Consider the following 22,089-nt stretch of genomic DNA (forward strand, 5'->3'; position numbering starts at 1 on the left):
GGATGCGCGTCGCCATCATCGGCAGCGGCCCGGCGGGCGTCGCCACCGCCGTGGCGTTGCGAAACCGGGAGGAAGGTCGTCATCTTGAGGTGACGCTCTACCACCGAAACGAGCGCCAACGTTGGCCGGTGGGGGAAACACTGCCGCCGGCCGCGTGGGGGGCATTGAGCCAGTTGGGCCTGGCCTACCTGCTGGACTCAAGCGTGCATACGCCGTGTCCCGGCAGTCTCTCGGTGTGGGGGTCGCACACACCGGTCGCCAACGACTTCATGCTTGAGGCCGACGGCACCGGCTTTCACCTGGACCGCCGTCGCTTCGAACGCGACCTGTTGGCCGCGGCCCGACGCCTTGATGTCGACGTTCAACCGGCCCGAACTCTTCGTCGTATCACAGACTTGCGGCATGGGTTTGAGCTGGGCTTTCAAACCGATGCGGGCCCCGAGCAGACCGTGGCGGACTTTGTGGTGGACGCCAGTGGCCAGTCGGCGAGTTTTGCCCGTCGCTTGCCGATTGCCCGCAATCGCGTGGACGAAGTCATCAGTCTTTACGCGCGCTTGCCTGTGCCGGAAAATGCGTCAATCCCGGACTACACGTTACTTGAAGCCACCCCCCATGGTTGGTGGTATTTGTCCCGTATTCCGGATAACCACTGCATCCTCTCTCTCACGACGGATAAAGAAGCCTTCGCGGAGCAGGGGTTCGGTCAGCTTGATCGCTGGTGCCATGCCTACGAACAGGCTCGATGGTTGAATACCCGAATGACGCTCGCCGAAGAAGGGATGTTGAGGGACGCGACGGTGCAGCGCGCGACCGCCAGCTCCGCCATTCTGTCCAATTGTGTGGGTGAGCGCTGGCTGGCCGTGGGGGATGCGGCGTGCAGTTATGACTCAATCACCTCTGCCGGCATTACCAAATCCCTGATGCAGGGCCGGCAGGCCGGTAACGCCATCGCTGATTGTATGGCGGGCGACCCGCAGAGCCTGCAGCGCTATCAGGCCAGCGTGTTTGACCAGTTCAATCGCTACATCGGGCTGCGCCATTACCTCTACCACCGGGAAACCCGGTTTCCCGGTGCTGGCTTCTGGCAGCGCAGACAGGCCATCAGTGCCTAGCCCCGGATTTCAACTCACCGATTTTTCACCGGCACCGCGCACAATTCACGGGTAATGAGCAAAAACGTGAAGGCCTCCTGGCGTTTCTGTGGGGCCGATCACGATATTGCACCGTGTTTTTATCTAGCATTGGTGGCGAGGCCATGTTCCGCGGCTCGCCCGTCATGCTCGTCAGGAGGGATGCGCTATGCCAGTTCTTTATCGTTTGTGCTTGGGTCTGTTGGCCGTGCCGGCTTTTGCCGGTGCTCAGTCCTCAACCGTTGAGCATTTTGATTGTTTGATCAACCCAGCGGTCAGTGGTCTGGTGTCCTGTCTACCCCCGGAGGACCACAGCTCTCTGGAATATCAGTGGGACATGGGCGACGGTACCGTTTACACCTCGGATGAAAGCCACCCGCACATCTACCACACCTATTCGCAGCCGGGTGAGTACACCGTCACCCTGACGGTCAATCGCCACGAGGTGGCGGCGACGACTCAAAGCGTTCTGTCTATTCCGGAGCCGCTGGAAGAGGATGCCTCAAGTCAGCTCGCCGGAGGTGACTTCCGGTAGCCCCATCAGGTCGGTCAGGCCCACGTCCTGACCGGCCTGGTTCAACGAATAACCAGCCCAACGGAGCCGAGCAACAGCAGGGCCATAACGCGATTGAACCATAACAACCGGCTGCCTTTCTGTAACCAGATGTTAAGTACCTGCCCGCCCGCGTTCCAGAGCGCCAACAACGGGACCGATAGTAATGCAAAGGTAAGCGCCACCGAGGCCAGTGAACCATCGCGCAGGGACGACTGCCCCAGGGCCGCGACCATAGTCAGGCACATCATCCACGCCTTGGGGTTCACCCATTGAAACACCGCCGCCTCCCAGACCGACATGGGGCGGGCTCTCACGTTCTTTTGGGTCGATAGCGCCCCGGCCTGCCACAACAGCAACGCCACGTAGATCAGGAACAGCACACTCACGGCCTTGAGAACCAGCGCTGCTTGAGGGTATGTCACCAACAGCTCGCCGAGCCCAATAGCCATGGCCAGTAGCAACACCTGGCACCCAAGGATGATTCCCACCATATGGGGAATGGAGCGGCGCACCCCGAAGTTCACCCCGGACGCCATCAACATCAGATTGTTGGGGCCCGGCGAGCCGACCATGACCAGAACAAAACTGGCCGTTGATAAAACAAGTTCGCTGTGCATGTTTTCACTCCTTGTTGAGTCATGCTCAGCGTAAGCGCACAATGCCAGACGATACAGATGCAGAAAGCAGGAGTTGAAGCGGTACAGGGCTGCCTAAGTAAAAACTGTACCGATCGATTCGAAAACATCTGTACCGTGTTTGCCTGAGGTGTTCGGATTACCCTGACGCCAGGGGGAGATTGCGAATGCTTTACCGGGAATTGGCCAGCCGTTTACAGCGCTTGATTGAAGACCAGGTGTACCCCACGGGTACCGCCCTGCCTGGCGTGCGCAAGTTAAGTCGCCAGCATGCCGTGAGTGTGTCGACAGTAGTGAACGCCTGCCAGGAGCTTGAGCGGCTCGGTTTACTGGAAGCCCGACCACGCTCCGGCTTTTTTGTTCGAACGCCCCCTGCCGCCAGTAAAACACCCCGGACCAGGACGGTCAGCCGCAGCCCGAAAGCGGTGACCGGACAGGAGCGGGTGTTGCAGCTGATTCATTCCGCCAACAACCAACGTATCGTCAACCTGGGGGCCGCCATACCCGACCCCGGTTTTTTGCCGGCTGCGGCTATTGAAAAAGCCTTTCGTCACGTCTGGCGTGAGCAGCGTCGCCGGTGCATGGGCTACGAATTCCCGCCCGGTGCTCCGGAACTGCGAGCACAAATCGCCCGCCACCTTGCCAGCCTTCATTGCGACGTCAGTCCGGACCAGGTCCTGATTACCAACAGCTGTCAGGAATCTATCGCGATCGCGCTCAAGCAGGTCACCAAACCCGGCGACATCGTCGTGCTGGAATCGCCCACCTATTACGGTTTGCTTCAGGTGGTGGAGGCGCTGGGGCTGAAGGCGCTGGAGCTTCCAACCGATCCGGAGGAGGGAATCTCTTTTGGAGCGCTTGAGTTGGCGTTGGAGCGCTGGCCAGTGGCCGCCTGTGTCATGGTGACCAACTACTCCAACCCGCTGGGGGTGTGCCTGTCGGATGAACGGAAGCAGGCCCTGCTGCGGATTCTGACAACACATAAAGTGCCCCTGGTGGAGGACGACATATACGGCGACCTTCCGTTCAGTGGTCCACGGCCCAGGCCGGTGAAGAGTTGGGATACGCAGGGGCTGGTTTACTATTGCGCTTCGTCCTCCAAAACCCTGGCCGCGGGGTTGCGCGTGGGTTGGTTGGTGGCAGGGAAAAACCATGAGCGGGCGGAATACCTGCAGTTTATCAACACTGTCTGCGTGAATACCCCGGCGCAATTGGCACTCGCGCATTTTCTGGAAAACGGACGGTATGACCGGTTGATGCGACACGCCGGCTCGGAGTATGCACACTCTGTCGCAAGGTTCACGGAGCGGGTGACACAGCTGTTCCCGGAGGGCACCCGAATCAGTCGGCCTGACGGCGGTTTTGTGTTGTGGTTGGAGTTGCCCCACAACATCGATACCTCAGAGCTGATTGAGTCGGCGTTGGCGGCCGGTGTCAGTTTCGCGCCGGGCAAGCTGTTTTCCGCTACCGGTAAGTTCGCCAACTGCCTGCGGCTGAACTGTGCGGTGAAGTGGGATGCGAGTGTCGAGCGGGGCTTGATTGCCTTGGCAAAGCTGGTGAGCTGAAGTCGAAGGGAACCCATGTAAGTAGAAGAGGGAAAGCGGGGAAGTCCTTTTCCCCGGAATTTGTGGCTCAAGAAGAGATTACCGTCCCAGGTAATTCATCAGCCAGGTCATGGCCGGGCGGGGCGTGCCGTTGTCGTAAATAAGGCCGCTGCCATCGACCCAGGTCCGACCGACCACGTAGCCCCAGAGCGTGATGCCGACCACGGAGGGGTGCTCGTAGAACATCGGGAATTGCTCCTGCATGATCTGCAGCTGGGCCTGGTCATTGGACTCGGCGATGTCGTACTCCGAAATGTAAATCGGCAGTCCAAGCGCGGCGATGTTATCCAGGTTGGTGCGAAGATCGCTCAGTGACCAACCTTCCAACCCATGGGCTTGCAGGCCGAGGGCATCCACCACGCCGGCTTCCACCGCCGGGCGGGCCATTTCGATAAACTCGCTGTTGTTCCAGCTCAGGGCGTTGTAATCATTCAGGATCAAGATGGAGTTGGGGCAATGTTCTTGTGCCAGCTCGAATACGTTGATGATCCAGTCGCTGCCGAACGCCTGCTCGGCGTACTGAGCCGGAGCATGGCCGGGCGTGGACTCGTTGACCACGTCGATCATTTCAGTGTTCGGGTAGCGGGTGCAGAAATCCCGAATCCACTCTTCAATTTCGGCGCGCTGCTCGGCCGGACTCAGGTTGTTGATCCAGCTTGGGGACTGGTTGCCCCAGACAAACGTATGTTGCTTGAAGGCAATGTTATTTTGCTGAGCATAGTTGTACGCGGCGTCCACCCCACTCCAGTTGTACTGGTCGCGCGTGCCTTCCACGGAGGACCACTTGCCCTCGTTCTCCGGGGTGATTTGATCCCAGTACTGAACGAAGTCCGAGCGAACGCTGCCGGAGGTGGTGATGTTGCCCACGAAAAAGTCGTGATCAATGGTGCCGCCATTACCGCCGTCGCCACCATCACCCGCTTCGCCGATTACTGAGAAGTCATCCGCGTAGTAGCTGGCGTTGGTGCTGTCGGACTCGATGATGAAGTGCTGAAAGGGCGTACCGCTTTGGGTATAGCTGCCGCTCAGTTGTGTCCAGCCGCTGGCGGAAACGCTTGCCTCCGCCACGCGAGTATATTCCTCGTAAGTGGAGGAGTCGGAGTCTTCCTCGCGCTTGGCCGTCAGGTAAAGGTTGGCGCTGGCGGAGCCGGGCGCCATTTTGACCCAGACGGAGACGTCGTACTGATTACCGCTGGCCAACCCGTTAGGGGCGAACGTCAGTCCGTGCCAGGTGTCCGTCCGACCGGAAATCAGGGCGCTGGCGGAGCCGCTGCGTGAGTCTTGCGTGCTGCGGTTGATGTCACCCGCCGTCGTGGACCAGTTCGTCAGGCCACTCTCCACGCCGCCGTTGCTGGCCAGTTCATCGCCATTGCCATCGGGGGCACTGGAGGACTGGTCGCTGGACGACTGGCTGCTGGAGGAGCTTGAAGACGAGGTGGGCGGGGCAGTTCGTTCGGCGCAGAAGCCAATATTGGAATCGCTCTGGCCTGGTTGCAGCGTGCTATTCCAGCCTGCGCCGGAGACTTGCAGCGTTGAACCGTTCTGGCTCCACTCGCCGTTCCACAGGTCAGTGACGGTACCCTCTACCGCAATGTTCAGGTTCCACTCAACCGCGCTGCCGGTGTTATTGGTGACCGTCAAGGTGGCGCAGTAGCCGCTGCCCCAGTCATTGGTGAACTGAATGCTACCAGTGACGTTGCTATCGGTGTTGCCGTCGGAAGACGAGACCGCCGAGCTGCTGCTGGAGTTTTCACTACTGGAGGAGTCGTTGCCGGAGCCCCCGGTGAACTGGAACCAGTTCAGGTTATGTCCGGCTGTAGAGCGCAGGTACACATCGTGAACCCCGGTCACTTCGGAAAACGAGACAGACTGTGTCTGCCACGTCTGCCAGCCACCGGTGTTGCTCACCTGAAGCGTGGCGAGAGGCTGGCTGTTCACATCGTCCAGCACAATTTCCAGGCTGGAGTCGATATTGGCCGCGACCCGAGCGTCCATACCGTTGGCGCCGGAGCCGAAGTCGACGCCGGTAATTCTGACCCAATCGCCCGGGCCCATCTGAATGTTCTGGGTGCCTTCGCTGGCCGGTTCGGTTTCAATGCCGTTTTCCGTATCGAACGTTTCCGCCTGGTTGATCGCGAAAGCGTCTACGTACTCAAGCTGCGGCACGCCCGCCGGGCCGGCGTTTACCGGCTGAATGGAGCCGTCGCCGTTGAAATACAGCCGGTCGACATTGATGGAGCGCTGGTAGGTGCTGGCACCGCGTTCATTGGCCACGGCCCGGTTGTGATAAAACATGTACCACTGACCGTCGAACTGCACCATGGACTGGTGGTTATTGTTGTTATTGTTCTCCCAGGGGTTGGGCAGAATCGTGCCGCGATGGGTAAACCCGGAGGTGGGGTTGTTGCTGGTCATGTAATCAATGCTCAGCCCACCGGCGGTATCGGTGGAGTAGGTCAGGTAATAGGTGCCGTTGCGCTTGTTCATATACAGCGCTTCAAAGAAATTGGGCGCATCAATCGATGTTGCGACACCATCGGTGCTGATCATGTCGTTGTTCAGGCGAATCACCCGCGCATTGCCGGGGCCGCCACCGCCGAAGTACAGGTAGGCCTGGCCGTTGTCGTCGATAAATACGCCGGGGTCAAACACCCAGTCGACGTTGGCACCGGGCGTGCTGCGGTCCACCAGTGGTTCGCCCAGTGGGTCGGTGTAGGGGCCTTCCGGGTTGTCGGCCACGGCGACGCCAATGGCGTTGGCGCCGTCGGGGTAATACAGGTAATAGCGACCGTTGCGTTCGATAAAGTCCGGGGCATAGGCCAGGCTGGCCCAGGGGCTGTCGGTCTGAGAATTCCAGACGATGCCGTGGTCCTGCCAGTTCACCATATCGTCGGAGGAGAACAGGTAGTAATCCACCAACTGGCTGTAGTCGGACTGGTCGTCCTGGTCGTGGGTTACCATCACATAGACCCGCCCATCAATCACTCGCGCTGCCGGGTCCGCTGTGTACACATGGGAGACAATGGGATTGTCGGCGTAGCCGGTCATGGGCGCGGCCATACCTAGGCCGGCGAGTAACGCGGAGGTTAACAACCTCGGTCGTGTGAGCTTCATCTCTTTCACCTCTTATTGGTCGTTATTGGCGTGACTTGATAGTCACTGGTTGTGAACCAATCAGAGTAGGGGAGTTTGAGGCGTGACAATGGCATTTTCTGACACCTTCATAGCACGATGCAGAAAATTGCAGGGATTCTGCAGTTAGTGAAAGGAAAGTGACGCCACGATGAGAGAGTCATGCGCTATTGAAGTCGGGGCTCAGGGCGTCTCGTCATCGTCGTGGCTATCGTGGAGTTTGAGCGTTTGAAAGGTTTTGGGCGTGCACCCGTACTCGGCTTTGAACAGCTTGTTGAAATACGAGACATTGTTGTAGCCGACCAGGTAGGCGATCTCGGAGATGTTGGCTTCTCCCGCTTCCGACAATAGCCGGGCCGCCTCGGTCAGGCGCAGCTTTTTCAGGTAAGCGGTAAAGGTCAGCCCCAGCTCTTCTCTTAAAATCTCATTGATCTTGGTGCGGTTGATGCCCAGAGTATTGGCGGTGGACTCCAGGCTCAGCTCGGAATTGGCGTACTCGGTGGCCATGTGGCGCAGCAAGGCGTCTTTTTCCTTGTCTCGTTGTGGTTCGATGGAGAGCTTCTTGTACGCCATCAGTGGCTGGTCCAGTTTTACCTTTTCTTTAAGGCCTGTGGTCAGCGCGCGAACATAGAGCCGAATCAACCAGACGATAAACAACACCCAACCCGCCGCCGTGATGGCCGCCGCCGCATAGAGGTAACCCGGTTCCGTGCCTTTAAGCGTCACATCGGTAATGCGGACCCGAGAGACCTGATCCATCGGGCTCTGCAGCGAGTTCACAAATGCCAGGCCCATGGTCTTGTCGAGTCGGTAGTCTGTCTCGCTGACTTCAAACCCGTAGCGATCCAGCCACCAGTAGGGTGTGCTCAGCTCATCGAAGTCAATGGTCACGTCCTGCCAGTGCGCATTGCAGGAAAACGCCATCGACGACACCCGGCGGGTTTCGGGCTTGAACGGGTCTGTGACCTCCTCATCAAAGCTGAACAACACAAACAGCAAGACATTCCGGGGATCACATAGCACCCGAAACGACAGATGGTCATAGTCTGTCAGGTCCACGAGTCGATAGGCCAGGTCGGGCTGAATGAAATAGAACGAATAGTGCGTATACGGAAATAGCTGCTCAGAGTCGAGCACAAACTCATAATCAATCGTACCGACGTCGCTTTTGACTTCCAGCCACGTGTCTCCAGTGGGCGAGGTGGGCTCAATGGCCGGAGCCCAGGGCAGCGCCGGGTCCTTCGCCGGGAACAGGGACGCGCTCAAGCGGGATTGGAGAAAGCCGCCGTACAATACAGCCGCTGTCAGCACTAACAACGTTAGGAAAGCGACCAAAGCCTTGCGATAGAATGCCAGCATTTTATTGGAGTTGTTATCTGCAGATGAATGGTAATTTACGCGTCAAACATCGCGTAAAGTATTATTACCATATCATTTTCGCCGACGCTAAAAACAGCGCTAGCGCACCTTTTCAACAAATTGCGGCCCAGGGGAACGACACCGACCGTGCCCCCGGGCCACACATTGACGCAATCGCAGGCGCTTTACGGATTTGGGGCCACCAGAACATCTTTTGCGGCATCCCATGAATCCTGTCCGCGATCGTAGATTTGAAACGCGCCGGCATCATCCCATGCGGTAGCGGCCATTCCATGTTCAATGGCCAGGTTGACATGGGTCCTCAGGTACGCCAACCGGTCGCTGGGATTGCAGACGTTCTTCGGGTTGTTGTAGTCATAATGAGGCGCCCCGAACTCGTTCACCATGACCGGTACGCCGGCCTGAATGGACCAGTCGTTCGCGGTGTCATAGATGGCCGCCAGCTCCGCTTTATCGCTGTCGCTGCCCCAGCGGCGGGTGCACTCGCCTGCAAAGGGCCAGGGGTCATAGGAGTGAAAGTTACCGATCAAATAGTTGTCATCCGGTAACTCAATGTCATTGAGGCTGGATGCGGGCGTGTAGTCATTCCCCGCAATGACGACCAGGCGTGTGGGATTGTGCTCGCGGATGATTGCCAGTATCCGTGAATTTAAATCATTCACTTGTTCGGCGGTCATTCCCACGGGTTCATTGAGCATTTCAAACAGCAATCGCGGTGACTTGTGCGCAAACCGTTGGGCGATCTGCGTCCAGATGGCGTCAAAGCGGGCGCGGGCGTTCGCGTCCTCGTAGTTTTCCTTCAACCAGGTTTCGTGATGGGCGTTCAAAATGACGGGGTAACCTTGAGCGAGCGCCCAATCCACCACTTGCTCGGTTCTGTTCATGCGTGCTTCATCGACGCGGTAGGGAGGGGCTTCGGCGGTATGGTTGTCCCAGGTGGCGGGAACTCGAACATGGTGAAACCCCGCCTCTTTGAAAGCCTCAAAGTAGGACAGCTCCGCCTTGGGCGCCCAGTCCCCTTCGTTGGGGTAGGCATCCAGGGTATTTCCCAGATTGATGCCCACACCCATGTTCAGGACCGTGTCATGGGCGTCCAGGGTGGTAGGCTCGGAGTAGCTTAGCTCAAAGTAGTCCAGTGCGGCGGGTGGCGTTTCAAACCGGAGCTGCAGCGTTTGCTCGCCATCGCTCAAGTAGAAGGTATCGGTGGTCAGCGTTCGCCACTCCCCTGTTTCTCTGCCGGCTAGCTCAATCGCAGACAGCGGTATCGGCTCACCGTCGACCGCGAGTGTCCAATTGGCTGTATCCTTGGCGGCTTGCGCGTAAAAGCTCAGCGTAAATTGCCCCGACGTGTCCACATCCAACCGATAATTGACGGGTCCGTCTTCGGGAGTGATGGCGGCTTGCCCGGAAAGCGAGTCGTCGGAGATCTGAGTGACGGTGGTCTCTCCGCAGTCAATGGCTGACTCGGCTTCTACCCGCGTAGTCTCCACTGAAATGTCGGCCGCCGGGCAGTCCGAAGAGGGTGTGCTGGCGCTGCTTGAGGAAGCAGCGGGCACCGAGGCCCTGGAAGAGGAAGACGATGAGGCTTCTTCGCTGGACGCTGAGCTGCCGGAGGTGGGGGTGGTGCCGCCGCTACTGCCGCAAGCCGTGAATAAAAAAGTACTCGCGATGACACTGGTGCCGAACAAGATACGGGAAATCAACATGGTGGACATTCCTGCGGATAAGAGCCGGGTGTAGAAGCGGGCGCTACGCGCCCGCCAGAAAAAATTAATGGGGTGAATACTCAATGTAGTCGTAGTAGGCCCAGGTGTTTTCCTGGAAGTATTGTCCCGGGAAGTAATAAGCCTCGGACGTGTTGTCGCCGTGCCAATGGTTGATCATCAGCCGCGTCGGATCGGAGGGCCAGGCGTACTGCGGAATTTCATTATTGGCGACGTAGCCGTCACCATTGTCCCGGTAGATGGTCCGAATCACCTGCTGGTTACCCCAGGCGTCGGTGACATACCATTGGATTCTCCAACTGCTCCAGTCGAAGCCGATGTGAACCATATCCCGGGTAATATTCAGGCCGTATTGTCCGAGGTCTATGTCCTGTTCCCAGCTTTCGTAAGTACCTCCCTGGGGTTGGTAGATGACGTTGGTGTGTACGACATTCCCCAACGTTGGAAGAAACTCAATGTCAATTTCCTGCCAGGCGCGGCCGGGCACATCGTGCCAGGAGGTATAGGTAAAAATGGAGGAAACGGTGCCGGGCGCGTTCCCGGTTTTAAGGCTTCCCTGAATACGCCCATAGGAGAGCAGATTGTGGGTGCGAAGCTCCGAACACTGGCCCGGACTCACACCCAGCGTGATGCCGTGTGAACTGGGGGTAATCATGCTGGGGTTGAAGGTACAGCCAAAGGGCGTGCCATTGCTACCGCTTCGGGCTTGCCAGATGCCGGCGTTAAAGCCCCAGGTGAAGTCGTCTTTGAAGTAGCCGGACTGGGCCAAGCCGGGTGTGGCCAGCAACAATAGGGAAACGAGCACAAGTGTGCGACGGATGGATGTAACCATGATAGGACCTCTCGTTATTGATATCAGTCGTCTTATGGATTGTTAACTGAGCCGGGGCGTCGATGGGACCTTTCCCGCGGGCCAGGACATCAGAATGTAGCGTCAACGAGAGAATCAATCGTTCGAGAAGGGGTGGGAACGTAAGTTCGGTCCTTTTTTATAAGTATTGGTGAGCAGGACAGTCAAAGCTGCTTTTAAAACGAAATAAGGCTTTGAGGCATGCTCCGATTACTGACTTTGGGATCTCCGGAATTGGGACGGCGTCTGCCCCACGTGCTTTTTGAAAAGGGTGTTGAATGTCGATTTGCTGGTAAAACCGGCGTCGTTCATCAGCTCCAGGATGGTTTTCCCGGACTGCTGAGGGTCTGACAGCAGCTGTTTGGCTTCTTCTATCCGGTAGCTGTTGACGAACTCGAAGAAGTTCTTCTCAAAGTGCTGGTTCAGAATGCGGGAGAGGGTCCTCTCCGGAATGGAGGCTTTGCGGGACAAAGTCTCGATGGTGATATCCTGCTGCAGATAGGGCTTTTGCTCGCGCATCAAACGGCTGACCCGGGACACTTGCTCGTCTTTGTACCCTCGGGCGGTAGCAGGCTCTTGAACGGGCTCGTCCACGCGGTCAAACAGGTGCACGTAGCGAATACTGGTGAACACCAGCACATTCACGAAGATGAACTCAATGTAATTGCCGACAATGCCCAGCATGTCCGCTCGTGCTGAGCCAATGCCGGCCCCCAGAAGGTGGACCACCAGGCGCCAGGTGGCAATAGTGATCAGCGCAATGACTATCCCTTTCAGCCAGCTTTTTTTCCGAACTTCCACATTAGCGTAGCGTTGTTTAAGCAGCTCGCGGTAGCGAGAGATGGCGACCAGGGCCCAAATCCCGTAGCTGATAACGCTGAAATGCCAGAGCGTGGTGATATCCGTCATGATCGACGACCACATGAACTCCAGGTGGGTCATCGCCCGGATTTGCTCGGTTTCCGGTAACCAGTAGTAATTCCAGGTAATGACGACGCCGACCACAACCGCCGGGATCAAGTGCAACAGATCACGCCAACGGAACCGGAAGCTCCGGTATAGCACGCTGGCCACGTACCAGTACAGCAAGGGGCCCTGAAGCAAACTCAGAATGGTACCGATGAACAGTAAGTCCGGGTTGGCCTGGAGAATCAGGCTTCTGAGGTGCTCGCTCCAGATGAACAGCATATCCAGGGACTGGATGGCCTTGACCACCAGAAAGGCCCCCAATAGCTGATTGCTTCTGCTGGCACTCTGTTTGGCCAGAACCAGCAGTATCGCCAATACCAGACACTGACCGGCCGCCATCAGTAGGACCAGGTCATTGATATTGAAAATTACCGCATTGTGGCTAAACGTCGCAGTCTCCATCGGCCCCGGTTCACTTTGCTTGGAATCGTTATAGTACCGCAGGGGGGAAAGCGCGGGGGAAGCGACCCCGGCGCCTGCGGTTTCGGGCCGGGAGAATACCATATTCCAATCGGGCGTAAACCCAAGTCGCTGCCTCGGTGAGCGCTCGGCTCACCGGAGAGGGCGCCGGGGTATCAGCGTGTCGTGGCGCCGCCGTGTCTCGAAATAAAATCCTGATGCAGCGGCATGTAATCAACGGCCTGGGCGATAACACTCTCGATGTGCTTCAGCCGCCGCTCAATCTCCCCGCCGGGAATCGTGTCTACCAGCGGGTGGTAGCGCTCCGGTAGTATGCCTTGCCCGATAAACACTTCCGCCCAGCTCACCCCGCTGAACAGCTCGTTGCCCTCCTTGTGAACATAGCCATTGGCCTGGAAAAGTACGAGCTTTTCCTGCAACGTGTCGGGAACGGGCATGGTTCTGACGTAATTCCAGAATTCGGTGTCTGCCCGGCGGGTGGCGTGGTAGTGCAGAATGATGAAATCCCTGATCCGGTCGTACTCGTCGTGGGCTTCCCGGTTGAAATAGCGTCGGTTCACCGGTGAAAAGGCCCGATCCGGGAAAAACGCCATCAGTTTTCCGATAAAGGACTGAATCAAGTGGATGCCGGTGGACTCCAGAGGCTCGAGAAACCCGCTGGACAGCCCGATGGCCACACAGTTCTTCTCCCAAAACGAGGTCCGCTTACCCACTCTGAAGGTGAGGAGTCGGGGTTCGCTGACCGGACGGGTTTCCAGGTGGTTCAGCAGTACCGAGCGTGCTTCCTCCGGCTCCATGAAGGCGCTGCTGAACACATGGCCGTTCCCTGTGCGGTGTTGCAGTGGAATGCGCCACTGCCAGCCGGCCCCGTGGGCCTGCGATACCGTATGCGACGGCAAGGGGGCCGTGGGCTCGCTGGCCACGGCCCAGGCCCGGTCGCAGGGGAGCCAATGCCCCCAATCCTCAAAGTCCACCCCGAGCACCTTGTCAATGAGCAGGCCTTGGGCGCCGGAGCAATCGATAAAAAGTTCTCCCTCCACGAACCGTCCGTCTCCCAGGGTCAGGCCGGTGAGATGGCCGGTCTTCGGGTCGCTCTGCACCTGCCGAACAACGCCTTGGGTGCGTGTCACCCCGCGCGCTTCGGCGTATTCGCGCAGGTAAAGGGCGTACAGGCCGGCGTCAAAGTGGTAGGCGTACTGAATCGTGGACAGGGGCGAGTCCCCGGCCTCTATGGGGCGCATGAACTTCCCATGAGTGGCGGCCAGCGCGCTCAGACAATAGCGCCCCAGCGGTTCGGCCTTGCCCTCGCGCTGCATCTTGCACCAGAAGTGATGGAACGCCAGGGCTTCCATGTTGCGGCCCAAGCTACCGAAACCGTGGATGTAGTGCTCGCCCACAGCGCCCCAGTCCCGGAATTCGATACCCAGCTTGAAGGTGCCCCGGGTCTTGCGGATGAAGTCGTCTTCATCAATGCCCAGGGTCTGATTGAACACCTGGATCTGTGGAATGGTGGCTTCGCCCACACCGACCGGGGGGATGTCCTCGGACTCGACAAGCTCGATGGCGCAAAACTCGGGGGCCATAAATTTTGCGAGGGCGGCGGCGGTCATCCACCCGGCGGTGCCTCCGCCGAGGATCACGATCTTTCTGATTCTCTGTTCGCTCATGTTGCCAGCAACTTTCCTGCACCAAAATAGTGCTTTTGAGGGGCGTCAGCGCGATGCCGTCACATTCATTATTGAGAGGCTGATTCTGGCGAATTCGCTCGAAAACGGCGTTCGACTTTCGGGGTTTTCTCGGAAACCGGATAGTCGAACGTCCGGATATCAGTAGAGGCGTGCGCTTGGACGACGTGTTGGCGCCCTTTTGCGACATTGGGTGGAAGCTGGGCTTGGCCGTTGAACATTTTAAGAAAGGGGCCGGTCAGCCCAGCGGCTTAAGCACTACGCAACGATCAAATAATACCAACGAGAGGGGACAATCGTGCACTCTACCCATAATCTATACGCAAAGCCCAGGTTTCATCGGTCAGTACTGTTCAGTTGTATGTTGGCGGCCAGCCTACCCGTGGCGGCTCAAACCGCTGGCTCCGAGCAAGCGGCTTCCGGCACTGGTGACGGAGGCGGCCTCCTGGAAGAAATCGTGGTGAAAGGCCTGCGGCAAAGCCTGCAGAATGCTCAAACCATCAAGCGTGAGGCGGACACTTTCGTGGACGCCATTTCGTCCTCAGACATTGGCGCGCTGCCCGATCGCAGCATCCTGGAATCCATTCAGCGGATTCCCGGCGTGCAGATCGGGCGCTTCGCCTCCCCGAAAGACCCGGATCACTTCGGCACCGAAGGCTCTGGCCTGATCATCCGGGGGCTGAGTCAGGTCCGCTCGGAATTCAACGGTCGGGATACCTTCAGCGCCAGTTCTGGCAGCGGTTTGTCCTTCTCAGACGTGCCGCCGGAGCTGATCGGCAATGTACTGGTGTACAAAAACCAGACCGCCGATATGGTCGAAGGCGGGATTGGCGGCACGGTCTCCCTGAATACCCGTAAACCCTTCGACAGTAAAGGGCGGCATTTCGGGATCACCGTGGATGGTCAGGTCAACAGCCTGGATGAGGATTGGACGCCCACCGTCTCGGCGCTGTTCAGCGATCGAGTGAACACCGACCTCGGCGAGTTCGGGGTGCTTCTGAGTGTGGCCGACTCGACCCTGGAGCAAGTCTCCCACGGCATGCAATCCGCTCGCTATGAGCTTCGCCCGATCGCGGGTGATTCACCCGGGCATCCGGGCTTTGGCTATGTGCCAGAGTCCAGCCGCTACGTCTACGACGGCAGCTTTGCCGGTGCGCCAGAGGGAATGGCCGTGGGTGATGAAGGCGTCATTGTGCCTTTGGGTGGCAACGTCAGCCAGAAATTCGACCGCCGCGAGCGCAACGGTATCGCCGCCTCCCTGCAGTGGGAAAGCCCCGACCAGACGTTGCTGGCGACCGCTGAATTCATTCGCTCCGACGCGTCCCTGTCCTGGACCGAATACGCCATCCGTAACGACGTCGAACTCAATGACCCCAACGCGCGGCCCATTGCCGATGTTACCGGCTCGGGTGAGGACTTCACTCCCGCGCAATGGCAGTTCACTGAAGATGGCATTTTCCAGAACGGCAGTATTTCCAGCACCTCCGCGGGCTGGCGAGCCGAGGATCCTACCGGGCGCATCCCGCAGAACGCGGACTGGGCCACCACCCAAGTCAATGAGTTCGGGGCACAGTACAGCTCCAATACACGCTACCGGGACGAAAATCGGCTGACCGAAGATGCGTCCTTCAATCTCAAGTGGACCCCCAACGACGTCTGGGAACTGAGTGCCGACTACCAGCACGTAAACGCCGAAACAGAAATTGATGATCATCAACTGATTTACGTAACGCGTGCCAATGCCGACATGGCGCTGAATGCTGTGGGCTCCAGCATCAATATGCGGCTGGAAAACCCCTGGTCGTTCGCCACCGAAGAGGAGATTCAACCCTCCCAGGCGCTGCAGCCCGAGGGCGTTGACCTCACCAGCTCCAACTACTTCCAGCAGGACTCCTCGTTTGTCTCCCAGGCGTTGATGGACTTTGTGGAACGCTCCGAAGGCGAGCTGGACGCCTTCCGGTTGGACGGCACACGCTTCCTGGATAACACGCCCTTCCTGACGGCCGTCAAGTTCGGCGCCCGGTATGCGAAGAAGACTCAATCCGTGGGCGCCACCCGTTTCAATTGGGCACCCATCCGGGCGTCTTTCAACTCCCCGATCGGCTGGTTGGACGATCCCGAAGTCGTTGCCAGCGGCTTACCGGGGACGGACCAAATCGTTGATTGGAGTGACTTTGACGCGGGCGATGGCTTTACCATACAAGGCGGGAATCAGATGCTGCATCCGGCGGCGATCAAAGATCGCGACGCCTTTCAGGACATCATTCAACCATTGGTGGAAACCCGTTGCGACACCAGCCGTCTGTTGAGCGAGCGTATTGACCCCAACCAGTCCGCCGTGGTGGACGGCGTCTGTAACGAGGCCGGAGCCTACGACATCGTCAACGGTTTCTTCCGTCCCGACGAAATTTTTGAAACCGAAGAAGAAAGCGTAGCGGCCTATGTGCGCGTGGACTTTGCCAGTGAAATCATGGACCGTCGTCTGGCGGGTAACATCGGCCTGCGCCACGTCGAAATCGAGACGGTGACCACGGGTGCGACCCAGTTCCCGGGCTTCAGTTCGGAGTATCCGGTGCCGGAAGGCACGAACGTATTCACTGACGATTTGGCGGAAGAGTATGGCCAATACGTTTTCAACGACCTGGAAGCCGGCATCGATATCGGCGGCGACGGCGTTGACCCCCGCTTCCTGGGTGAGGTCAACAACTTCCTGCCGGAGGACGTTCTTGCTTTCGCCAACAATGGCACCAGCCCGAGGGCGTCGGCGCAAACCACGGACCACTGGCTGCCCAGTCTGAACCTGAAGTACGAACTGACTGACGACCTGCTGATGCGGTTCTCGGCTTCAAAAGCCATCTCCAAGCCCGACATCGGCCAGCGCCGGAACTACCTCAGCATTCAACAGGACACGAGTGAAGGTGGCACCACCGTCAGCCGTACCCGCCTGTGGGGGCCGCAGGTGGATGAAGATGGCAATGCCATCCTGGATGAAAACGGCAACCAGGTCATCGAGCCGTTCCCGTATATCAGCGCTGAATACCCGGATAACGTCAACGCGGCGGGTGAGCCCATCCCTGATGGCATTCCCGAGGCCAACGGTGAAAACCTGGAGCAGGTGAACCTGATTCGCCCGGGAAGTGTCGACTTTTCCGGTTTCTCGGCCAGCTCGGGCAACCCGTTCCTTGAGCCAACCGAGTCTGATCAGTTCGATATGTCGTTGGAGTGGTTCTTTTCGGACGTCGGCTCGCTGACCACCACGGTTTTCTACAAAGACCTGAAGAACTACATCGTCTCCGGCAGCCGGACTGAGCAGATCATCAACCCGGAAACCGGCGCCGTACAAACGGTCAGGATTTCCGGGCCGGAAAATGGCAGCGAGGGCGAGATCAAAGGTTTTGAAATTGCCTATCAGCAAACCTATGATCAGCTACCTTCGCCCTTCAACGGTCTGGGTCTTCAGGCGAACTACACTTACATCGATTCAGAGGGCATTCCCAACCAGAACTTCTCGGGCATTGACCCAGAGGCGGCGGAACGGAATACCGCGTTCGATGACCTGCCGTTGGAGCGCCTCTCGGATCACGTGGCCAACCTGGTGGTCTTTTATCAGAAAGGGCCCGCTGAAGTTCGCTTTGCGTACAACTGGAACTCCGAGTTCCTGCTGACCGCGCGTGATGAGATCACCACGTTGCCGGTCTGGAATGATGCACAGGGCTTCCTCGATGCGAGCTTCAAGTACGATGTAACAGATCGCTTCCGCCTATCCTTTGAGGCCAAAAATCTGAATAACGAAGAAGTCGTTACGCGTATTCAGGTGGACAACGACCTGAAACTGTTCAGGTCCTCGTTTGTTCAAGGGCGTAGTTATATTCTTAAAGCGAGCTACTCTTTTTAACTACTGAAACTTCTGGTCTGCATACCACCCCTTCCCCCCCCCCAAGGGTGGTATGCGCTTTTCTTCTGACCGACCCCTTTCCGCCCCAGCGAGATCAAGAGCGTTCCTCCCTTTGCTGGCCGGGCGGCGCTTGCCTCGCGGATTTCTTCATCTAGCTCATCGTTGATTTTGACGATGCTTACTGCTACTTCGATATATGAAGCGTATACGAAACGTATTGCAACGCCAAGCCTTCACTCAGCGCTTGGCTACCAGACTCAGATGGAATATGAAGAACGCCTTAGCAATGTGTCCTGAATCACATGACCACAACTTCCCCTCCTAAGAAGGTCATTGTAAAATCATAATAGTATGGATAGCATGGTAACAGTGTTCGGAACCTTGTGTTGGCGTCAATAATAAGGATTATTCTGTTAGGTTAGGGGCTTAGTACTAAATATAGTTGTTTTAAAATTCGATCTATAATAATGGCAATCCTATGGTCGCTGAACTTCAACCTTTCGCGTTCGATCCCCGTCGCCCCGATTTCGAGCCTTACGGCTTGACATGTGTTTATTGGAAACCTTCCCTTATGAAACGGCCGGATCACCACAATGAAGTGGAGGTCAATCTGCTTCGGTCTGGGTCCGTTACTTACTTGCTGGGGGGGAAGACGGTGACCGTGGAGGCGGGAAAGATGAGCGCGTTTTGGGCGGCCATCCCGCACCAGATAGTCGACTATTCCAATGTGAAGGAATACTTTGTGGCCACTATACCGCTACAGATGTTTTTTCAATGGCGCTTGCCAGACGCATTTGTGCAACCGCTCATGCAAGGCCAATGTTTAAGTGAACCTGGCTCGGAGGGGATCACTCAATATGACGCGATGCTGTTTAAGAGTTGGGTGGCGGACTTATCCGGCTGCACGCTCCTGAATAAGAGACCGGTAATGCTGGAAATGCAAGCGAGGATGGAACGGTTTGCCCGCCGTTTTCTTGGCGACACTGAAAACCGGGTTGAGAGCTCTCTGTCATCCGGATTGCCGGATTCCAGGTTGAATAAAGTTGAAAAAATGGCTTGTTTTGTCGCGAAAAATTATACCAAAAAAGTGACGGTTCAGCAGGTAGGGCATTTAGTCGATTTGCATCCGAACTATGCCATGAAACTCTTTCAGAAAACGTTTGGTACAACACTCATCAGTTATCTGACGCAACTCCGAGTTTCGCACGCGCAACGTTTGCTCAGTACCACGGATCTGCCCATAACGGAAATTGCTTTAGAGTCTGGGTTTTCGTCAATCAGTCGATTCAATGACGCTTTCTATAGCTCCTGTGGTCAGTCTCCAAGAGCGTATCGCAACGCCGGTTAGGTACAGGGTGTGGATTGATTACAGGGGGGAACCTTTAAAACGAAGCCCGCAATGCACTATTGCGGGCCACGTTATCGATCCTACTGAACGTTGATAACCACTCGACGATAGGCGTGTAGGTTCGGCGATCCGTTATCCCTCAATGTTAGAATAATGTGGATATTCTGGCCAGCCGCGTTGGACGGTACCTGCACCGTCGCGTTGGCGGAAGAGCTGCCGCTGATGCTGACGGACCCGTTGTAGGAGCTTGGCTCATCGTAAAACGACCAGGAGTAGGTCAGGCTATCGCCATCCGGATCGCTTGAGCCATCGGCGCTCAGCGCGATGCTTGAGCCGGCCGACGCATTCATGTACAGCACGGTTTCGTCCGCGTTGTCGTTCACAACGGTTTTCGGGTGGTGGTTGGCCCCGGAGTAGTCGCTTTGGATGCTCCAGTCCATCCGCGCCTGGAAGTCGTTGTGAATCGCCGAACTCCAGCGGCTAATGCCACTGCCGCCTTCGGATGCTTCCGTATACATGTAGTAAGGATCGTACTGGGCATCTTCACCGCTCATGCAGCTCATGCCTCGTACGCCTGACTGTTTATCAGGGCCGAACCGACCGCCCCAGCCTCCCTGTGCGACCTGAGATGGGTCGTTCAGCCCCGGGTGGGCGAGGTGCAGAAAGGCCGGAGTATCACCTTCGGTGGCGTAACGACGATCCGGGTACGCCGCGCCCAAAGGCCCGTGACTTTGAATGTGCTGGTCCAAATAGCTGTCGGACGGCTGCCAGCTGTACACCGATGTCGCGCGAATATAAATCAGGTTGGGAAAGTTTTTCGCCAACCAGGTGCCGGCGTTGTCCTGCCCAAGCACGTCGTAAACCCGCAGCTTGCTGATGAACTCATCTAGCTCGGACTGGGAGCGGGTGTTCTGCACCTTCCAAACCGCCTGCGCGATGGTGTTGCAACCGCCCCAGCAAGTGACCCAAACGGGGCGCGGGTCGTCTTTGTCCACGGCCTCGATAATCAGCTCGGAACCAGCCGTATCACGTCCGGCGCCAACATCGCCCATGCCATATCCGGTTTGCCCCATGACGTTGATGGATTGCAGGTAATCCGGTGTGGGGAAGCCGTCGGCGTGTTGGCTGAGATTCGGGTATGCCTGGGCATAGGCGTTGAGAATGCCGTCCACAATCGAGGTGCTGCTCGTTGACTTTTTCCAGCAGCCAGTAGTGGTAATGATCCCTTCCAGGTCGTACTCGTTAGCCATTACCAACTGCCGCACCAGGGACTGTTCATCATCGGGGTCCGCGCCCATATCTGTGGTGTTGATGATACGCCAGCGGTCCCCCGACCCGGGCTCGACCGTCGGCTCATCGTATTCGCCACCATCGGGCGAATACACCGCAAAGCCGCTCAGGGTGGCGTTATCGATGAGCCCCTCCAGGGTTATATCCAGATAGCCGTCACTAACGGCAACCTCGTCCGGCGTATAAGAGTAGGCCGTGTCATGCCCCACCTGGGCGAACAGATCTACGCTGGACAGAACCTGCGCTCCTTCAACGCTCACGTTGAACGAGCGTGCGCCCGTTTCACTGTGATAGATCTCGGCGAAATGCAAGTCGACCGAGTAGGTCGCATCGGTTACGGGGATTCTGTAGCGATAGCTGCCGTAGCGTTCCGTTTGGAAAAGCGCATCCTCGGCTGCACCGGCAATGGGATCCGATGTCGCGCTTGTGGATCCTCCCAGAGAGTGCCGGTCAGACCGGTACTGGACGCCGTTGAAGGTCACACTCGCGCCGCCGGCGTTCACTGCATAGACCAAATCGCCTCCACTGCCACCATCTGATGAAGTGCTAGAGGAGCTTGATACGCTGCTGGAGCTAGAGCTCGAAGAGACCGAAGTCGAGCTACTGCTGCTCGCCCCGAGGGGGGTGCCAAAGCCGATGGAGCCGTTGCAATGAAGCATTTCCGAGTAGGAACCGCCGCCACAACTTCCGTCGTAAGCACCGGTATTGTCCTCTTGGTCCTCAGCTTGGTATACCGTTCCGTTCACAATGACATAGTCAACCTGAACGTCCCGGCTGCCGCCATCGTTGGTGAAGGCGACACGCAGTTCACCAGAGGCGTCGGTCTGGACGCTGTAGTCAGCATAGGCGGTGTCCAACGTCCAAGTTTGGATGGTTTGACCGCCAATTTCCAGATTGGTCGACTCTCCGCCAGCGACACCTCTCATACGCACCGTGACGCTGTTCGACCCGGTTGAACTCAAGGAAGAGGAGCTGAGAGCGCTGCTTGAACTGAGAGTGCTGATCGATGAGGCGACGGAACTGGCAACCGAAGAACGGCTGGACGAGCTCGTGGTTCCGCCACCAGTGCACGTCGGTAGCTCAAAATCCCCGTTGTGTGTCCCCTGGAATCCGAAGCTGGTGCTTTGCCCCGCTGCCAGATACCCGTCCCACGAAAGATTTGACGCGGTAACCGTGTTGCCGGACGCTGACAGCTCCGCGTTCCAGGAGTTGGTGATGCCCGGGCCTTGATTAAAATCTAGCGCCACCTGCCAGTTGTCGACGTCAGCCGCGCCATCGTTCTCTACAGTGACCGTTAACACATATCCACTATTCCAGGAATCAGCGGTTGCCGAGCAACTGATGGCATGACCGTGACTCGCTAACAAACAGAGCCCAAAAGCTGTGATTGTTGCCGAAGTAGTGGAGAGGAACTTACTTTTTTTCATAACCGCTCCTAAATGTTATTGGTGGTAGTTCTATTGAGGTCTAG

Annotated in this window: 14 protein-coding genes; 6 read left to right on the plus strand and 8 right to left on the minus strand. The window is 57.5% G+C overall.

The genetic code is table 11. The annotated features are described in order from the left end of the window. The first annotated feature begins 2 nt into the window (after positions 1-2). Complete coding sequence (locus tag G547_RS0102855) at positions 3-1,112, plus strand: NAD(P)/FAD-dependent oxidoreductase (RefSeq protein ID WP_027328539.1); 1,110 nt, start codon at positions 3-5, stop codon at positions 1,110-1,112. Between the two features lie 187 nt (positions 1,113-1,299). Continuing rightward, positions 1,300-1,665, plus strand: coding sequence for a PKD domain-containing protein (locus G547_RS0102860; RefSeq protein WP_027328540.1), 366 nt, complete (start codon positions 1,300-1,302; stop codon positions 1,663-1,665). A 41-nt stretch (positions 1,666-1,706) separates the two neighbouring features. Here the strand turns inward: G547_RS0102860 and G547_RS0102865 are convergent, their stop codons facing one another. Then, on the minus strand, positions 1,707-2,303 hold the full coding sequence (locus G547_RS0102865; protein ID WP_027328541.1) for a LysE family translocator: 597 nt from the start codon (positions 2,301-2,303) through the stop codon (positions 1,707-1,709). Positions 2,304-2,488: 185 nt separating this feature from the next. Between G547_RS0102865 and G547_RS0102870 the strand changes: the two genes are divergently transcribed. After that, positions 2,489-3,886 carry an aminotransferase-like domain-containing protein gene (locus G547_RS0102870; protein WP_036186497.1) on the plus strand — a complete coding sequence of 466 codons (1,398 nt, stop codon included), beginning with the start codon at positions 2,489-2,491 and terminating at the stop codon, positions 3,884-3,886. Between the two features lie 78 nt (positions 3,887-3,964). On the opposite strand, the gene G547_RS22465 is transcribed toward G547_RS0102870, so the two are convergent. The 3 genes from G547_RS22465 to G547_RS0102890 all read right to left on the minus strand — a co-directional run bounded on the left by G547_RS22465 (position 3,965) and on the right by G547_RS0102890 (position 9,927). Beyond that, complete coding sequence (locus tag G547_RS22465; RefSeq protein ID WP_084645580.1) at positions 3,965-7,039, minus strand: endo-1,4-beta-xylanase; 3,075 nt, start codon at positions 7,037-7,039, stop codon at positions 3,965-3,967. A gap of 201 nt (positions 7,040-7,240) precedes the next feature. After that, positions 7,241-8,416, minus strand: coding sequence for a helix-turn-helix domain-containing protein (locus G547_RS19885; RefSeq protein ID WP_051234678.1), 1,176 nt, complete (start codon positions 8,414-8,416; stop codon positions 7,241-7,243). A 185-nt stretch (positions 8,417-8,601) separates the two neighbouring features. Continuing rightward, the gene (locus G547_RS0102890; RefSeq protein WP_245573315.1) at positions 8,602-9,927 is read right to left on the minus strand and encodes a cellulase family glycosylhydrolase; all 1,326 of its coding nucleotides are present in this window, start codon (positions 9,925-9,927) and stop codon (positions 8,602-8,604) included. Here G547_RS0102890 and G547_RS23750 point away from each other — a divergent pair. After that, entirely contained in the window at positions 9,893-10,177 is a 285-nt protein-coding gene (locus tag G547_RS23750) for a hypothetical protein (protein WP_245573317.1), read from the plus strand. The two genes, G547_RS0102890 and G547_RS23750, sit on opposite strands and share 35 nt — an antisense overlap. 30 nt (positions 10,178-10,207) lie before the next feature. Here G547_RS23750 and G547_RS0102900 read toward each other — a convergent pair whose 3' ends face one another. The 3 genes from G547_RS0102900 to G547_RS0102910 form a co-directional block, all read right to left on the minus strand. Then, positions 10,208-10,993 carry a family 16 glycosylhydrolase gene (locus tag G547_RS0102900; RefSeq protein ID WP_027328545.1) on the minus strand — a complete coding sequence of 262 codons (786 nt, stop codon included), beginning with the start codon at positions 10,991-10,993 and terminating at the stop codon, positions 10,208-10,210. Between the two features lie 228 nt (positions 10,994-11,221). Beyond that, a complete protein-coding gene (locus G547_RS0102905) occupies positions 11,222-12,382 on the minus strand; it encodes a helix-turn-helix domain-containing protein (RefSeq protein ID WP_027328546.1) in 1,161 nt (386 codons plus the stop codon). Between the two features lie 173 nt (positions 12,383-12,555). Next, positions 12,556-14,067 (minus strand): tryptophan halogenase family protein, encoded by a 1,512-nt coding sequence (locus G547_RS0102910; RefSeq protein WP_027328547.1) that lies wholly within the window; start codon positions 14,065-14,067, stop codon positions 12,556-12,558. Positions 14,068-14,446: 379 nt separating this feature from the next. Here G547_RS0102910 and G547_RS19890 point away from each other — a divergent pair, with 379 nt between their 5' ends. Together G547_RS19890 and G547_RS0102920 are read left to right on the plus strand one after the other, a co-directional pair. Next, positions 14,447-17,980: a TonB-dependent receptor gene (locus tag G547_RS19890; protein ID WP_051234680.1), complete on the plus strand. Its 3,534-nt coding sequence runs from the start codon at positions 14,447-14,449 to the stop codon at positions 17,978-17,980. Positions 17,981-18,551: 571 nt separating this feature from the next. After that, a complete protein-coding gene (locus G547_RS0102920; protein ID WP_245573319.1) occupies positions 18,552-19,328 on the plus strand; it encodes a helix-turn-helix domain-containing protein in 777 nt (258 codons plus the stop codon). A gap of 80 nt (positions 19,329-19,408) precedes the next feature. Here G547_RS0102920 and G547_RS22470 read toward each other — a convergent pair whose 3' ends face one another. Further along, positions 19,409-22,045, minus strand: coding sequence for a nucleoside hydrolase-like domain-containing protein (locus G547_RS22470; protein ID WP_084645585.1), 2,637 nt, complete (start codon positions 22,043-22,045; stop codon positions 19,409-19,411). Between the last annotated feature and the right edge of the window lie 44 nt (positions 22,046-22,089).

Origin of the sequence: Marinimicrobium agarilyticum DSM 16975, assembly GCF_000423345.1 — a bacterium.
Lineage (GTDB): Bacteria > Pseudomonadota > Gammaproteobacteria > Pseudomonadales > Cellvibrionaceae > Marinimicrobium > Marinimicrobium agarilyticum.

Bases quoted from the DNA above. Each gene is read 5' to 3' on its own strand.
- G547_RS0102905 (WP_027328546.1), bottom strand. From the start codon at position 12,382: ATGGAGACTGCGACGTTTAGCCACAATGCGGTAATTTTCAATATCAAT.
- G547_RS19885 (WP_051234678.1), bottom strand. From the start codon at position 8,416: ATGCTGGCATTCTATCGCAAGGCTTTGGTCGCTTTCCTAACGTTGTTA.
- G547_RS0102865 (WP_027328541.1), bottom strand. From the start codon at position 2,303: ATGCACAGCGAACTTGTTTTATCAACGGCCAGTTTTGTTCTGGTCATG.
- G547_RS0102870 (WP_036186497.1), top strand. From the start codon at position 2,489: ATGCTTTACCGGGAATTGGCCAGCCGTTTACAGCGCTTGATTGAAGAC.
- G547_RS19890 (WP_051234680.1), top strand. From the start codon at position 14,447: ATGTTGGCGGCCAGCCTACCCGTGGCGGCTCAAACCGCTGGCTCCGAG.
- G547_RS0102900 (WP_027328545.1), bottom strand. From the start codon at position 10,993: ATGGTTACATCCATCCGTCGCACACTTGTGCTCGTTTCCCTATTGTTG.
- G547_RS22470 (WP_084645585.1), bottom strand. From the start codon at position 22,045: ATGAAAAAAAGTAAGTTCCTCTCCACTACTTCGGCAACAATCACAGCT.
- G547_RS0102910 (WP_027328547.1), bottom strand. From the start codon at position 14,067: ATGAGCGAACAGAGAATCAGAAAGATCGTGATCCTCGGCGGAGGCACC.
- G547_RS22465 (WP_084645580.1), bottom strand. From the start codon at position 7,039: ATGAAGCTCACACGACCGAGGTTGTTAACCTCCGCGTTACTCGCCGGC.
- G547_RS23750 (WP_245573317.1), top strand. From the start codon at position 9,893: ATGGCTGACTCGGCTTCTACCCGCGTAGTCTCCACTGAAATGTCGGCC.
- G547_RS0102855 (WP_027328539.1), top strand. From the start codon at position 3: ATGCGCGTCGCCATCATCGGCAGCGGCCCGGCGGGCGTCGCCACCGCC.
- G547_RS0102920 (WP_245573319.1), top strand. From the start codon at position 18,552: ATGAAACGGCCGGATCACCACAATGAAGTGGAGGTCAATCTGCTTCGG.
- G547_RS0102860 (WP_027328540.1), top strand. From the start codon at position 1,300: ATGCCAGTTCTTTATCGTTTGTGCTTGGGTCTGTTGGCCGTGCCGGCT.